The sequence below is a fragment of the Moritella sp. Urea-trap-13 genome, from assembly GCF_002836355.1.
Lineage (GTDB): Bacteria > Pseudomonadota > Gammaproteobacteria > Enterobacterales > Moritellaceae > Moritella.
This window is the reverse complement of record NZ_PJCA01000031.1, coordinates 1,516,087-1,532,996: the sequence shown is the minus strand read 5'-3', so window position 1 is coordinate 1,532,996 and position 16,910 is coordinate 1,516,087. Positions and strand designations below refer to the sequence as shown.

Sequence of the window (16,910 nt, the reverse complement as noted above, 5' to 3'; positions counted from 1 at the left end):
GTTTGTGGACAACATATTGCCACTATATTGAGTCATTTTAATTTTAGTAAGCTTATGAACATAATGTGGATTTTAAATGTGGTCTGATTATCTGCATGCAACTTAACTTAATCGCGAGCTGCTTGGGTTGTGCTTATCTATTAACAGAATGATGAGGCGACAGTAATGAACAGGCATACTCATAAGCTTACAAACCTCTCTTACGACAACCATTTTATATACTTACCCCAATCAAGATAACAGTATATAAAAGGTTACTATGTCTACTACCGATAATGTTAACGCCGAACACTTGAATTCAGTCTTAGCCCTGCTTAATGCCAACAATGATGTACTTACGGTTGCAGAAGATACTGTCAGCCGCACTCACTTCGATCATTTCATTAAGCTAGTCGGCAAACAGTTTCTTAAAACCCCACGTGAGTGTGTTTTAGCGCTCTGTGGTGACAAAAAAGAAATTCTGATGCGTAAATTGTGGGATAGGACTTGTAACCAGCTGGATATCGAACGCAGCATCAAATCGCTATCAAACTTGGTTGAAGTTGAAAGCACACAAGTCGCCAATAATACCTTTGTGTATTTATCCCTGCCAAGCAGCAGTGATGCGGGTCGAAATACCACTGCGGTGATGATTATTGATACCCTCAATATCAGTATTTTACAAAATGAAATGTTACATCCGCGCTTTTTTATACTACAACCATCCGAGATAGTGTTAGGTGATGCCACGTTAATTGAACTCGACCATTACCATGAATATCAATTAGATGATCAGGTGTCTGGGAGTTGCATATTGTCGATGAAATCAGTGGTTAATAGCTTTGTTTTATCGGCTTTTATTGAACACAAATTCAAGCCTGTGAGTTTAGCTAAAATACAGCTGTTTGAGTTAAATGAGCAAAACAGTCTGTTCTCTCAGGTATATATTTTCACAGCACAAATGAGCAATATCAGCGTATCTATGCTGCAGCGACAATTCATCATAGGTTACAACCACGCTGTTTGGTTTATTGAGTTGATGGAGTCGTTAGGACTTGTTGTAAAAACAGATACCTACATGCGTAAAGTGGTGATGAAAAGAGTTCCGCTGCTGGTGTGAAACTATACTAAATAGGTATGGTTAACATTAATGGTGTTTATTTTATGTAAATATATCATTTAGAAGGTTTTTTACACATATAAACCAATGCTATTTTACGGTTGAGTTATTCACAAGAGAGTAATTAATAGATGAAACTAAATTGTTTTATATTACAGAATCACCTTGTCGTAACTAAAGAGTTCGCTGGTGAATTTCAGTACCACTATATACGTGGAGAAAAGTCTACGCGAATTGAAGCGTGGATACTTGATGATTGGAAGAAGTTAAAAAAATACTTATTTGGTACATTAGGTGTATCGGATAAATTGAATATTACGCTGTATTCATTTAAGCACGATCATTATATTTCAACTACGTTTCTTAGTATTTTTAATGGATCTACATCGAATGACTTTTTATCTTTACTTAAAGATAAATTATTTAAAGTTAGTGACAAAGATTTAGGGTTATTAAACTTTGAACCTATGAGTGGAAGACTGGTAGTAAGAGGTGTATCTACTCAATTATTATCTTTATTACAAATTAAAAAGTTAAGTAAAGATAATGATTTTAATCAAAATAAAAATATGAAAAACAAAAACACACGTTCAAGTAATGTTAATACTCATACCAAGAGTGCACCTAAAAAAAATACGGTAGATAATGATTCTTATGAAGGTGTTTGGGTAAATTCATACCATAGTCAATCGGAATTTTCAGATGTTGTTTCCGTAGTGAAGGGAAATGAAACCCAAGGTCTGGTCATGCGTGTAAGCGGCTCTGGTTTTTATCTTTACGTTGAAAATGTCAGCTTGTACGTGCAAAAACGTAAGGTTAGAACAGCATTATATACTTTAAACTCTCGATCTAAAAAAAGCTACACCGTTGAATTCCCTAAAAATGGAGATGTGCTTAGCGTTAAGTTGAACAAAGAAACAAATAATTTATTGGTTAAGGTTGGTGCGGTATGAACAGTAAAATAAAATCTGAATTATCATTTATTGAAGAAGTGCATAATCCAAAACCATTCGATTTAAATATGTTTATGGCAACAGATGTCGTACAGGATGAGATCAAATTTTCCCCTGCGATACTGCCAGAGCAATGTCATTTTATTAAAATTAATGAGATTGGTCATGAAGATAACATGCCACGTAGAGAAACGTTTGAAAATGTAATATCTACGATGAATAATCCAGAGTTTAACTTTGTATATCTATTGTCTGGTAGTGATAAGGGCATTGAGTTGTTCTTGGGTGTAACTCGAGATTATCATCACCCTGACTGTGGACGACTACATGCTTATGATTACGGTGAACTATTACGCGAAAGTTTTATGGGTAATTTTCACGGTAGTTCAGTATCAGATATCACTACTCAGCAAGAGTTAGACGAAACTGTCCTCGGATTAATCGCGAAAAGTAAGCGAGGCTCTTTAATTACTGGTATTCCTTCTGTGAACGAAACTGGAGAAGGTAAAGATTTATATACTCAAAAATTAGATAATTTAGCTAATAGTATGTTGGGTGTTGACGGTTCATGGCAGTTATTAATTGTATGTGATGCAATGCCATTGAAAGAGAAAAATCGATTAAAATCAGAATTGTTTGATATTTATAATAAAGTACACTCGTCATCTAAAACAACGATGCAACAAACGTTTGGTGAAAATAAAGGCACGAGTGCCTCTAAAAGTGATGGCTCCAATAAAGGTGATAATACTGGTACTAATAGTTCTGATACCAAAGGTACTAATAAAAGTAATAACGGTTCTTCAAGCTCTAATGGTTCAAGTGATTCGCATTCAAAAGGTATTTCTTCAGGGATTTCAAAAGGAACAAATAAAGGGACATCTACATCGAGGAGTGAGGGGTCATCAAGTAGTGAATCAGCAAGTACTGAGCATATTAATAAAGAATATCAGGCATTACTCAAGTATATGGATGAAGAACTATTTGAGCGAATTAATGTTGGATTAGTTAAAGGTTTTTTTAAAACGTCTATCTATGCACTAGCTGAAAATCATCTATGCCATCAACGCTTAGTCAGAAATTTATGTTCGATGTGGCAAGGTGATAGTTCAAGTTTTAGTCCATTAAGAGCAACTGAGTTACCGCAAGGCGTGACCGGAGATTTGAAGAGTATCCTGGCTCATTTCCAGAGTATCGAAACAAAAAATAATATAGGGCAAGAGTTACCCCTGATCTTTGGACACCCACAAAACACAAATAAAATAGAACTCAGAACTTGTTTAACAAGTCGTGAGCTAAGTTTAATTTGTGCGTTACCAAGTAAAGAGTTACCTGGGTTACCGCTTAGAAAAGCTGTTGATTTTGGTTTAAACCCTAAGGAAACAAATGAATCGGATGCAATTAATCTCGGTAATGTAATGCATCAAGGAAGTGAACTAACGAATCGTCCGTTAAGCATCAATAAGGAAATGTTAAGTCGACATGTCTTTATTGCAGGGGTTACAGGTAGTGGTAAAACTACAACATGCCGTCGATTATTAACCGAATCAGCATTACCATTCTTAATTATTGAACCAGCTAAAACTGAATATCGTTCATTATTAAGTGAAATAGAAGGGATGGAAGTTTATACCTTAGGTAATGAGAACTATGCACCATTCAGATTTAACCCTTTTGAATTAATGGAAGGGGAGTCGATAACTAGTCACGTAGATTTATTAAAAGCTGCATTCACAGCTGCATTCCCAATGGAAGCTGCGATGCCGTATTTATTAGAAGAGGCTATTTATGAGTGCTATAAAGATTATGGCTGGAATACTGGTGGTTGGGAAGAACCTGAAGATGCAAATATCTATCATGAAAACCCGTGGGGATGTAATGGCACTTATTGGCCCACAGTCGATGATTTACTGAAAAATATGGAACGTGTTGTTAAAAGTAAAAACTTTGATCAACGTTTAGAGTCTGATTACACAGCCTCATTGGTTGCTCGCTTTAAAAACTTAACCGTCGGTGCAAAAGGTAAAATGCTTAACTGTAAAGTTTCAACAGATGTGACCCAATTATTAGATAAAAAAGTGGTTTTAGAATTAGATGATCTAAAGTCACCTGAAGATAAATGTTTGATGATGGGGCTTATCATTTCTCGCTTTGCTGAAGCGATTAAATTACGTTTTTTACAACAGCCAGATTATAAACATATTACCTTGATGGAGGAAGCTCACCGTTTACTTGAAAAACCATCACCTGGTGAAGAGGGTTCACGTAAACACGCGGTTGGTATGTTTACTGATTTGCTCGCAGAAGTGCGTAAATATGGTGAAAGTTTAGTTATTGTCGATCAAATCCCTAATAAACTGGCACCTGAAGTACTTAAAAATACCAATACAAAGATTATTCACAAGCTTTTTGCTCGGGATGATAGGGAAGTCATTGGCGATACCGTTGGACTTGATGAAACTCAAAAAGATTTTTTAACTAATTTACGTATTGGTGAGGTTATCGCTTATTCAGGTGATTGGACTAAAGCCGCACATGCAAAAATAAATCGAGTTGAATCAGATGATAGCGCAACAGATGCTGAGCTAATGGTATTAGTAAAGAATATCGGTTTAGCACAAATGACCGCACAACAAATGAAATACTTCCCTGAACTAAGTATGGAAGATATAAGGTTAACTCCTCAAGAGATTGTGCAGTATCGCCGACTTAAAAATAAGTTTTGGTTAGCTTTAGATCGCCTAGTTGAAAAATCAATTAGAGTAACAGAAGTACCAAGTAAAGCAGGTGACAGTATCCATTCAAAAGCAATGGAAGTTATCGCCCAAGATATGCTGTTTGTTGTTAATGTGATCGATGATACTCATCAATATGATAAAAATATCATTAGCGATATTATTTTAAAACTTCCTTATGAAACAAGCCGTAGTGATAAAAAAGAATATATTGACGTTTTGGATATTTTATTTAATTGCACCTCTCAAGATGCAATAGATAATGTGTTGGATTTTGATAATCAAGCAATATTCAGAGAGCTATTAAATAAAATCTATTAATTAACTACTATATGAGGGGCATAAATGTCTCTCTCAAAAAAGGTAAAGATTATGATCCCAGCAGTAATTATTGCAGCTATCCCACAGATAACTGCAATGGCCTCGACGCTAATAGCAACAATAAGTAAAGCCAGTATTGCGGTACAGGCATTTGTAACAAAACTACCAATGTTAATTGAAAAAATTAAACCTATAGCCGACACTTTATTTAAAGCTATGGAAGTTATGGATGAATTAAAAAACATTCAATCAGCAAGGGAATTAGGAGAGAAAACGTTATCAACAGCACATTCAAAAACGGATTTTGAAAGTGGTGATATATCTAAGAATGTAAAGGATATAGAAAAAACAACTGTTGATCCTGAAGTTATAAAAGAGGTGTCTGATGAAGATATACATGCAGTCGCAACCTCTCTGATGATTTCGGTATTAGAAAGTAAATACGGCCCATGTGCTGAAGACCTAGTTACTTTAATTGCTCGCAGCCCAGTCTTCTTTAATAGTGAACGTTTAGGTATGTATTTAACATTGTGTGATAACACTGGCCTTACAGTGAAAGATATTAGTGATTACTTTTCATCAAATTTGGATAGAAAAGATGTTGCTAAAGTAGAAGATTTATTAATGCAGGCTGAAGGTGACTTACAGCAAGATGAAGTAGTATCAATATTAAAGAATGTTAGACAGGAGAGAGAATAATGGGATTTTGGAGTTCAGTGGGTAGCGCTATTAGTTCAGCATGTAGCTCGGTGTGTAGTGCTGTTAGTTCATTCACATCAACAGCTGTTAATTTAGTGCGTGAAGTCGGCAATATGGCTGTCGAAGGGTTAAAAAGTGTTGCAAATGTTATTTGCAACATAGCTAAGGCACTTGGTTTTATGCAGGTAGATGAAGATCCTGAAGAAGTTGGCGATAAAATTATTCAAGCCGAAGAAATGGGCATTACGTTGGATTCTTGTGAAGGCGACTATGAAAAATATATGGAAAATATCCGTAATTTTAAAGTTGATCCTGAGAAGTCCAAAGAGATATCAGAAAAAGATAAGTTAGTCGCTTGCTCTGTAGTAATGGGAGCTCAGATTGAAGAGCACTATGGTACTAGTATTGCGCCATTAGTTCCTATGATGGCAAGAATGCCTGAATTTTTTAATGGCGGCCGTTTGAAAAGCATGCTTGATGCAGGTTTGTCTATTTCAAAAGTAGGGGACTACTTTAACTCTAGCTTAAATAGAAAAGAAGTTGCCTCAGTTGAAGCTGATCTAGTAAAGCAAGAAGCAAAGACTGCACCAGATAGTGACGATGCACAATTACGAGACATGCTACGTTCAATGCGCGAATAATGATAATAAAGCCACATGATGAGAGACTATTGTGTGGCTTTAGGTAAATAAAATGAAAAGTAATGACGATAGATTAGAAAAAATAAAACATGGCAATTTTTTCGCTGAAAAGCTCACTTATGATGACTTGTGCTTAATCTTGTCACAAGACTCTAAGATCCAATCATTAATACGGCAATGTGCATTAAATAATCAAGAGCTTAATTCAACTGGTAACCAATCAATAAAAACTTCAAAAGTCGAAAATGTGACTGAAACTGAACGAGTTGTTGATTTCGAAAAACTCATAGCAGTTGAAAAAATAGTTGAGGTAGAGAAAGTCATTGAAGTAGACAAATTGATAGTAAAACCTGATCCAATAAGGGCTGAGCTATCACTGTTATTCTTAACGATTAAAACGTTATTGGAAGATTCGGAGTTAAGTTTAATTTTTCGCCTTAATTCAAGAATGTCGGAATCACAGCAACTCACGACCTTCATTATTCAGTGTGCATTATTTATCACACTCGAGCAGTTATGGGAAACGATCGTTCGCCGTTGTAAAGCTGATGCCCGTTGTGCGACTGCGGCTGAAAAAGCATTAGCCATTCAAGTCGTCTCTTTACATAACCAATCATACGTTAATGATAAGTATTCAGTTGTTGATGTACCAAGTGGTGATGATTTTGATTATGAAAACCATCAACGATTAAACTCTAGAGGTGACATCGTTACTGAATTAGCTTTTTATGGATTGAATAAAGAACAACAAATAGAATACAAACCGTTAGTGGAAACCAAATCATGAGTTTAGATGCATTAATTACGAACAGTGTTGTGAATGAATTTAAAAGACAGTTATCAGCGAATCAATTTTGGAAAGTATACGATGAAAATAATAAGGAAATTGCGTTATTTGATAGGTTGACTCACGATTTGTGGGATGGAGTTTCAGATGTAAACACATACTCATATTTAGATGCGAATAAACGAAGTGAACAAATTAATTCAATGCAATTGCCTGAATGGAAAGTCCCTTCTTACTATCAATTAAATGAATTTACAATTAATAGACTTAATCCATATCGTAGTGGTGCCTGTAACCGTTTATTTTCTATATATGGTTTTATTTATGATAGCGGTTATAGTGATGTAGACTCGACACCTATAAGTATATCTGATGGGAGCGTTAATCCTGCTCGGGTGGTCTTTGTAAATAAAGAGTTTGAAAATAAAACTATCAATTTATTTATTAAAAAATTAATAGTTTCAAAATTATATTTAAGCATTAATAATGAAAAAATTGAACCTAGCAGGTTAATTGAATCTACCTATAAGAACCTTGACTACTCTTCAGTACGGTTACCTAAATTAGACGATATTAGCTTAACAGATCCAAATAAAGGCTTATGGGAGTTTCATGGTGACGAATATCAAGAGGGTATAAAACAACTTGGTATTCAAAGTCGCGATCCTGCACAAGATGTAAAAAAAGGCGTTTATGTTGCGATTGATTTTGGCACCAGTAGTACGGTTGTTGCGTATGAAGATCAAAACCAACATAAACTATTACGTATTGGTGTTCGTGATTTCTATGCAGAGCCAAAAGCATCGCATTATGAAAATCCAACGGTATTAGAATTTTTGAATATTCCATCGTTATTAGAACAATGGAGTAAAGATACTTACCGACCGAATGTCAGTTGGGATGATGTGCGCTGCTCTCATGAAGCTCAAGCAAACTTCAGAGATAATGAAGGTGACTCGAAGGTGCTCGCAAGCATATTGCCTAAGATGAAACAGTGGGCATTACGTAGTGCTGAAAATGATGCAATGACACGTATTACCGACCGAGAGAATGGTGAAGAACATATTCTGTCACCATTAGAAGCGAAAGAGTTAAGTGATTTAACTGAGCTATCTGTTAGTAATGCTGATGAATTTGATCCAATAGAGCTTTATGCTTGGTTTTTAGGAATGAATATTAATTGGCGTCAACGCGGTATCTTCTTAAATTACTATATGACGTTTCCTATTGATTACCCTAAAGAAGCGAAAGCGAAGATACTATCGTCATTCTCGCGTGGCTTACAGCGTAGTTTACCAAAAAGCTTAATTTCACAACCTATCTTTAAAGATTTTTTTGTTGAGGAAAGAGCATCTGAACCAGCCGCTTATGCTGCTAGTGCATTAGACCGCTTGAATATAGAACCAACAGAAGAAGGCACCCCTTATGCAGTCTTTGACTTTGGTGGAGGTACCACAGACTTTGATTTTGGTTTATACCGTTGGGCTGACGAAGATGAAGAAAATCTTGGCTACGAAGAAGTCTTTGAGCATTTTGGTTCTGCGGGCGATAAATTTTTAGGAGGCGAAAACTTACTTGAAAATATGGCTTATTTAACGTTCCAGTCTAATTTGAAAATATGTCGAGAACATAAAATAACGTTCACGAAACCTTTAGATGCTAAAGAGTTTTCAGGCGCTGAAATGTTTATTGATAAAACACAAGCGGCACAAACTAATACATTAATGTTGATGTCTGCTTTACGTCCTCTATGGGAAACTGGCGAGTTACCTAAAGCGAACAATGGTGTGATTAAATTACACTTGTTGAAGCGTGATGGAGATAATCAAAGCTGTGACATTGAAATAAATAAAGAAGAATTACTTACTTACTTACGTAATCGAATTTTTGAAGGTGTAGATAACTTTTATACGGCCATGAAAAAAGCTTTTACTGGTGAACAGATTGATAAAGTACATGTATTGCTTGCTGGTAACTCGAGCCGTTCAGACATAGTTACTGAAATTTTCGATAAAACAGCTGAGATACAAGGCTTAAACCGAAAAGATAACGTTGTAGAAACTAATGTGTCAGAGTTGAATGATATTGAGTTAAAACAATTATATATTGATAATGTCGGAGAGTTAGCTTTTGCTCAGTTATTAGATGTTTACTCTGAATCTGATGTATTTACTTATATTCGATTATTTGGTTTGCGTCCAGTAAGTGAAATGCTTCAAGAGATCAACTTTTTTAATAAAAAGAAAATGGTTTGGGGTGAGAATAGCCCTGATATATTGGTCTATTTACCGCTTGAATATGATAAAGACGATTTATACCAACCAACTTGTAAAACAGGTGTTGCCTTGGGTTTACTTAAGCTAACTCCAGGTTCAACAACCAAAGTCATTAACCATACAGCGGTACAAACTGGTGGTCAGGCTCCATTCGCTTATTCGATAGGTCGTATACGTCGTAAGAAGTTTGAAGTCAGTATTGCTCAAGGAGATGACTATCAAGAATGGGTACAAGTTGGCCCTATTCGTGAAGGAACTTTCCGGATTGTAACGACTCAAGCAGCGGTGGCAAATACAGGTAATATGTCAGAGGATGATCCGAGTTTAAATTATACTCGAGTTGTCTTTGATGGACCAACCGATGGCCATAAAGTATTTGTTAAAGCTATATCACCTGCGGTGGTCGAATTAGTCACGGGGGTATCAATGGAAGCTATTGAGCAAGGTGAACTTGCGCATAGCCGAGAACTCTCGTTTAGCTAAATTTAATCAGCAGTCTAATTATTTATATTACGATATAAAACCAACTGTTAACCATAAAAGAACACCTGACTTTAGGTGTTCTTTCTTTCAATCCCAACTCCTTCAGAACTACCAACCCCCACCCATATCAAGTACACTATAACTACTTGTTAATGTAAGGGTATTCCATGCAGTCTCTTAATTTTGAATTAATTCGTGGTCACAACGAAAAGCTCGCTAACTTAGGGATGCTGGCAGAACAAATCATCCATCTTGATCCCGGTAGTGCGATCACGCGCTTACGTGGCTTCGCTGAAGAAGTGACAAAAGAAATTTATGACATCGACCGCTTGGCGCGCTTGCCACAGTCGAGTTTCATGGACTTGCTGAAGAATGATGCCTTTATCGATATAACTGAATCTCGTTTACGCGACCAAATTCACTTCCTGCGTATTGAAGGTAATAAAACCGCCCACGGTGGTGATGGCTCATTAAATAAGGCCTATGAAGTATTAGGCACTGCGCATAATCTCAGTCAGTATTTGGCGGTAAACTACTATGGTTTCCAAGTTTCCGATCTGACCGAACTCGCGTATCCAGAAAAACCTGCATCAGCAGTCATTACCCAAAAGCAGTTTGAAAAAGTATTAGAGCAGAATCAAGCCGAACAAGACAAGTTAATTGAACAGCTTGATATTGAACGTGCTGGACGTGAAAAAGCCGAAGCGACGGCAGAGCAATTACAACAAGCAAAATACCGCAGTAATCAAACCGCGAATAGCCTAGAGTGGGATGAAAACAAAACCCGTCAGTTATTAATTGATAGCCAGTTAACGCAAGCGGGTTGGAATATCAAAGATCCCGAGCAAGTGGGTATCGAAATTGAAGTTCAGCATCAACCAACTAATTCAGGTATTGGTTATGCCGATTACGTGTTGTGGGATGATGATGGTACGCCACTGGCTGTTGTTGAAGCTAAGCGGGCCCGAGAGCATATGCAACAAGGTCGCGAACAAGCGCGTTACTACGCCGAAGGTTTAGCGAAACAACACAACTGTCCGACGCCGATTGTGTTTTATACCAACGGTTACGAGATCTGCATTTGGGACACCAAACAATATAATACCTATCGCCAAATCTTTGGATTCTATTCTAAAAATAGCCTTAAATTTTTGCAGTTTCAGCATAAGCATAAAGAGCCTAATTTAGAGTTATTAAACCCGAGCGAGAGTATTGCTGGTCGACCTTATCAAATTGAAGCGATTAAAGCAGTTACCAACCGCCTGCAAAACCAACGTCGTAAGTGCTTAATTGTGCAAGCAACGGGCACAGGTAAAACCCGTGTATCGATTGCGCTGGTGGATCTGTTATTACGTGCGCGTTGGGCTAAACGTGTGTTGTTCCTGTGTGACCGTAAAGAGTTACGTCGCCAAGCGGACAATGCCTTTAAAGAGCATCTACCAAGTGAACCGCGTTGTGTGATTGGCGAGAAGAATGCCGTTGACCAGTCAGCGCGTATTTTTGTATCTACATACCCAGGCATGATGAATCGTTTCTCGCAATTAGATGTGGGCTTTTTCGATCTTATCATTGCCGATGAATCACACCGCAGTATCTATAATCGTTACCGTGATATTTTTGATTACTTCGATGCCAGCCAAGTGGGACTAACCGCAACGCCAGTTAAGTTTATTGCCCGAAATACCTTTGATTTATTTGGCTGTGAGAATGGCGACCCGACGTTTAACTTTGACTTAGCGGAAGCGATTACGCATGAACCGCGTTTCTTAAATAATTTCCGCGTTAAAGAGTTTACTACCGAATTTTTGCGTGATGGTATCCATTACAACAAATTGTCTGACGAACAAAAAGCGCAACTTGAAGCAGACTTAGGTGAAGAAGAGGCGCAACAAACCACAATCAAAGGTAAACAAATTGGCAAAAAGATCTTCAGTGATGAAACCGACAGCAAGATCTTAGAAAACTTGATGGAAAACGGCATTAAAGATGCAACCAATTCACTCGTTGGTAAAACCATTATCTTTGCCCAAAGCCAAGCCCATGCTGAACGTTTAGAACACTTGTTCTCGCAAGAACTGTATCTTGAATACGGCACCAAAGTATGTAAAGTGATCCACAACAAGGTCGACCGTCCTGAAGCGCGTATTGATGAATTCAAGAAAGGCGACAACGATTTTCGTATCGCTATCTCGGTCGATATGATGGATACCGGTATCGACGTACCAGAGATTGTAAACCTTGTATTTGCTCGTCCGATCCGTTCGTGGGTTAAATTTTGGCAGATGATTGGCCGTGGAACTCGTTTATGCGAAAACCTATTTGGGCCGGGTAAGGACAAACAAGAGTTCTTAATCTTCGACCATTACGGTAACTTTAAATTTTTTGAAGAAGAGTATACCGAAGCAGAACAAAGCCAAAGCCGTTCATTATTACAAACAGTCTTTGAAGCGCGTTTAGCCTTGGCTGATGCCGCATTGAAAAAAGCCAATGTCAGCGTATTTGAAATGGTTGCGGCTCAGCTTAAAGCGGATATCTGTGACTTACCCGATGGCACTATTGCTGTACGCCGTGAATTACGCAGTGTGAAGCAGCTACAAGAAACCGATATGCTGTTGAACATGGACGCGCATATACGTCATATTTTAGTCGATAAGATCGCCCCATTAATGGGTTATCGCACGCTACAAGACAAAGATGCGGCGATGCTTGACCGCTTACTCGCGCAACTTCAAACGGCACAATTACTCGGTAACACTGAGGTTGAAACCTTAAAAGCAGAATTGATTCAGCAAGTACAAAGCCTAGCCATTAACATTAATGAAGTACGTAAACAGGGCGAAGCTATAGCAGTGGTGCAGACTCAAGAATACTGGGAAACACTCAATGTTGGTAAGTTAGAAAAAACGCGTCAAAGCTTACGGTCGATCATGAAGTTTAAAAAGAAAGAAAGTACGCCATATCAACAGACACAAACGACATCAACGCCGGATGGTGATGAGCAGATGCATGATCGTCTCGTGGTGATTGGTGATAACAACGAAGCCATGGCGTATCGTCAGCGTCTTAAAACGATTTTAGATACCATGTTAGCAAACAATCCAGTATTGCAAAAAATACACCGTAACCAAGCGGTGACAGAGGCTGAGTTGAAATCATTAACCTCTACTATTTTGACGCAACATCCAGGTGTAGATGCTAACGCGCTAAATACGTTTTATGGCAATACTCCTGCTCAGTTAAATGAAACCCTGTGCAAATTAGTAGGCTTGGATGCTGAAATGGTCAGTGAAAGTTTCACCCAGTTCATTATGACGAATCAGTTAACGTATCAACAAACGCAATTTTTGAATCAATTAAAAAACTTTATTTGCCGTAATGGTCGTATCAAAATGGCACAGTTGTACGAAGGGCCATTTGAAAGATTAACTAATGGTGAAGGCTTAGATATCTTTGATGATGTACGTGCCGATGAATTAGAAGTGCTGATGCAACCATTCTTACTGCCTAACGGCTAAAATACCGACAAACTTGTCGACAAAAATACCCCTCTAATGTGTCACTCACGATCATCGCTTGTGAATTACACATGGAGGGTTAAACTCGCTACTATTGAAATAGCCCCCAAACATTATTACAGAGAACACTTATGCTAACTGGTCAAATTCGTAACGACATCGATTCCTTGTGGGAAAAATTCTGGACTGGCGGCATTACTAACCCGTTATTGGTGATCGAGCAGATCAGTTACTTAATGTTCTCGCGTTTACTTGATATGCAAGAAACCACAGCAGAGAAAAAATCAAAACGTTCGGGACAAGCTTTCACACGCCAATTCCCTGAAACACCAGAAGGCCAGTTATTACGCTGGAATAATTTTAAAAACATGTCTGGTCAAGAACTGCTGCCACATTTAAAGAAAAATGTATTCCCACACTTTTCACAAATTGAATTAGCGGGTTCTGATATCGCGCAGTTCATGGCAGATGCGGACGTTGAAATTCGCAGTGAGTCAGTATTAATTGCCGCAGTAGAAATGGTAGACAAGTTACCGCTAGAACAGAGTGATGTGAAAGGTGATATTTACGAATACTTATTAAGTAAATTAGCTTCTGCGGGTATTAACGGCCAGTTCCGTACTCCACGCCACATTATTGACATGATGGTGGAAATGATTGATGTGCAACCAACAGATGTGATTTGCGATCCAGCCTGTGGTACAGCAGGTTTCTTATCGCGCACAATGGAATATTTGACGCGCGTTAACTCAAGCCCTGAAAGTATTTATCAAGACGAAGACGGTAATCCTGTGTATACAGGTGACTTATTAGCGCCGTTTAGTGAGCATATTAATAACGATATGTTCTGGGGTTTTGATTTTGATAACACCATGCTACGCGTATCAGCAATGAACATGATGTTACATGGTGTCAGCAGCGCCAACATTACTTATCAAGACAGCTTAAACAAAAGCTTTATGGACAAAGATCAGGAAGAAAATTTCTTCGATAAGATCTTAGCCAATCCTCCGTTTAAAGGCAGTTTAGACGAGCAGTCTGTTAACCCTGAAGTATTGAGTACGGTTAAAACCAAGAAAACAGAGTTACTATTTTTAGCTTTGATTTTACGTATGCTAAAACTCGGTGGCCGCAGCGCAACAGTCGTGCCAGACGGTGTGTTGTTTGGTAGTTCAAAAGCCCATAAAGATTTACGCCAAGAGCTAATCGAGAATAACCAATTAGAAGCAATGATCTCGCTGCCAAGTGGTGTATTTAAACCATATGCAGGTGTATCAACAGGTATCTTGATTTTCACCAAGGGCGGCACTACTGACAACGTATTGTTCTATGATATGAAGGCGGATGGTTACTCGTTAGATGATAAACGTCATCCAATTGCAGATAATGATATCCCAGATACGAAAACTAAATGGAAACGCTATTCTGAGCTTTATCAAGCAGGCGATACGGATGCGTTAGCGGCTGAATTTGGTGATAAAACCCAAGCTGCTTTCATGGTAAGTGCTGAAGATATTAAAGCGCAGAAATTCGACTTGTCGATAAACCGTTACAAAGAAGTAGTTTACGAAGAAGAGACTTACGAAGAACCAAAAGTTATCTTGGCTAAACTGAAAGCATTAGAAAATGAGATCCTAGCTGACTTGAATGAGTTAGAGGCGATGCTATGAGTTGGCCTATGGTGAAGCTGGGTGATATAGCTACTTTTATTAATGGTGATCGAGGTAAAAACTATCCTTCAAAGGGTTCTTTTGTTGATACTGGAGTTCCGTTTATTAATGCTGGTAATTTATCTTCAAATCATACTATTAAAGAAAATGAACTGAATTATGTTACTCAAGAAAAATATGATTCATTAAGTAGTGGGAAGATTGACAAGAATGATATTTTATTTTGCTTAAGAGGTTCTTTAGGTAAGTTTGCTATTGTTGACTCGACTATGCAAGGTGCTATTGCATCGTCACTCGTTATTATTCGTTCAAATGAGAAAGTTAACCTGAACTATTTAAAACATTATTTAGGTAGTGTTCTATGTCAACGAGAAATTAATTTTTTTGAAAATGGTGCCGCGCAACCTAATTTGTCAGCAACAGATCTAAAAGGGTTTAAGGTTCCACTTCCACCACTAGAAGGACAAAAACGTATTGCAGCGATTTTAGACAAAGCTGATGGCGTGCGTCAAAAACGTAAACAAGCTATCGATCTAACTGATGATTTTTTGCGTAGTGTGTTTTTGGATATGTTCGGTGATCCGGTTAATAATACTCGTAGATGGACTAAGAAAAGCCTCAACGACGTTTTAACTTCGATTGATAGTGGGAAGAGCCCTGTATGTGAGTCTCGTCCAGCAGAAGGTGATGAGTGGAGCGTACTCAAATTAAGCGCTGTAACATCTGGTAATTATTTAAGTTCGGCTAATAAAGCGTACTTACAGGCGTCAGAATTGAGCTATAAGCATGAAGTTAAAAAAGGTGATGTATTATTTACTCGAAAGAATACAAAACATCTTGTAGCTGCTGTTGCTTATGTATTTGAAAGTGAAGAAAGAAGGCTAATGCCGGATTTGATCTTTAGATTGAATGTAAAAGATAAAGAAATACTTGATCCATTGTATTTATCTGCGGTTTTATCGAATACATCGCAGAGAAGCTTCATTCAATCTCTCGCTGGTGGAGCCGCTGGTTCAATGCCTAATATCTCTAAGGCTAAGCTTATTGAAGTTGAAATCCCTATCCCTCCTATAGCATTACAGCGTAAATTTGCATCTATAGTTCAACATGTAAGAGATAACAGTAAAAAGAAACAAGAAAGTCATGATGTTGCTAACAGTTTTTTCGATTCACTAAGTCAAAAAGCCTTTTCAGGCCAATTGTAATTTAAGTGCCACTCTCTGAAAGGGAGTGGCATTGATTATTTATAGCGTCGACTTAAATCGTGAACCGCTATTAACTAAATAAATCAGCTACTTTATTTTTAGCTTTACCCTTCACTTTTTTATCAATGCAGGTTGCAACGCTCGTTAAAGCTAATGCGATTACACCCATATCATCAGTGTAACCAAGGATAGGTGTTAAATCTGGTATAGCATCAATAGGTGAAACTAAATATGCTAAAGCACCGTAGATTGCAGTTTTGTGTGCAAGAGTACAGTTTTCACTTTCAGTAGCGTAGTAAAGAGTAAATGCTTTTTCTAAACATTCCTCTCCGATTGCGACAGCATATTTCTTACATTTATTAAAAAATCCATCTTCAGAGTAGTCCTTCGCATTATCTTTATCTGACATTTTCATTCTCATTTAATATGTAGGTTAATGGTTTTTAACACGGTTTATTTTAAATTAAATTTATAGAGTAATAAATTTATTTTTTTAATATTGTGAAAGTTTATAATTCATCTTTAT

General features: G+C 37.5%; 11 protein-coding genes. 10 read left to right on the top strand and 1 reads right to left on the bottom strand.

The genetic code is table 11. The features are described from left to right. Nucleotides 1–259: 259 nt before the first annotated feature. The 10 genes from CXF93_RS14790 to CXF93_RS14745 all read left to right on the top strand — a co-directional run bounded on the left by CXF93_RS14790 (nt 260) and on the right by CXF93_RS14745 (nt 16,384). Complete coding sequence (locus tag CXF93_RS14790; RefSeq protein ID WP_101063239.1) at nt 260–1,099, top strand: DNA translocase FtsK; 840 nt, start codon at nt 260–262, stop codon at nt 1,097–1,099. Between the two features lie 131 nt (nt 1,100–1,230). Further along, a complete protein-coding gene (locus tag CXF93_RS14785) occupies nt 1,231–2,052 on the top strand; it encodes a hypothetical protein (protein ID WP_101063238.1) in 822 nt (273 codons plus the stop codon). Then, complete coding sequence (locus tag CXF93_RS14780; RefSeq protein WP_101063237.1) at nt 2,049–5,108, top strand: ATP-binding protein; 3,060 nt, start codon at nt 2,049–2,051, stop codon at nt 5,106–5,108. Before CXF93_RS14785 ends, CXF93_RS14780 begins: the two co-directional genes overlap by 4 nt. A 51-nt stretch (nt 5,109–5,159) precedes the next feature. Then, nucleotides 5,160–5,807: a hypothetical protein gene (locus CXF93_RS14775; RefSeq protein ID WP_101063236.1), complete on the top strand. Its 648-nt coding sequence runs from the start codon at nt 5,160–5,162 to the stop codon at nt 5,805–5,807. Continuing rightward, a complete protein-coding gene (locus tag CXF93_RS14770; RefSeq protein ID WP_101063235.1) occupies nt 5,807–6,448 on the top strand; it encodes a hypothetical protein in 642 nt (213 codons plus the stop codon). Before CXF93_RS14775 ends, CXF93_RS14770 begins: the two co-directional genes overlap by 1 nt. A gap of 52 nt (nt 6,449–6,500) precedes the next feature. Continuing rightward, nucleotides 6,501–7,235 carry a hypothetical protein gene (locus tag CXF93_RS14765; RefSeq protein ID WP_101063234.1) on the top strand — a complete coding sequence of 245 codons (735 nt, stop codon included), beginning with the start codon at nt 6,501–6,503 and terminating at the stop codon, nt 7,233–7,235. Continuing rightward, nucleotides 7,232–9,994: a hypothetical protein gene (locus tag CXF93_RS14760; RefSeq protein WP_101063233.1), complete on the top strand. Its 2,763-nt coding sequence runs from the start codon at nt 7,232–7,234 to the stop codon at nt 9,992–9,994. Before CXF93_RS14765 ends, CXF93_RS14760 begins: the two co-directional genes overlap by 4 nt. Nucleotides 9,995–10,161: 167 nt before the next feature. After that, on the top strand, nt 10,162–13,509 hold the full coding sequence (locus CXF93_RS14755; protein ID WP_101063232.1) for a DEAD/DEAH box helicase family protein: 3,348 nt from the start codon (nt 10,162–10,164) through the stop codon (nt 13,507–13,509). Between the two features lie 131 nt (nt 13,510–13,640). Beyond that, complete coding sequence (locus tag CXF93_RS14750) at nt 13,641–15,179, top strand: class I SAM-dependent DNA methyltransferase (RefSeq protein ID WP_101063231.1); 1,539 nt, start codon at nt 13,641–13,643, stop codon at nt 15,177–15,179. After that, nucleotides 15,176–16,384 carry a restriction endonuclease subunit S gene (locus tag CXF93_RS14745; RefSeq protein ID WP_101063230.1) on the top strand — a complete coding sequence of 403 codons (1,209 nt, stop codon included), beginning with the start codon at nt 15,176–15,178 and terminating at the stop codon, nt 16,382–16,384. Before CXF93_RS14750 ends, CXF93_RS14745 begins: the two co-directional genes overlap by 4 nt. A 70-nt stretch (nt 16,385–16,454) precedes the next feature. On the opposite strand, the gene CXF93_RS14740 is transcribed toward CXF93_RS14745, so the two are convergent. Further along, nucleotides 16,455–16,793, bottom strand: a complete 339-nt coding sequence (locus CXF93_RS14740) for a YkvA family protein (protein ID WP_101063229.1) — start codon at nt 16,791–16,793, stop codon at nt 16,455–16,457. Between the last annotated feature and the right edge of the window lie 117 nt (nt 16,794–16,910).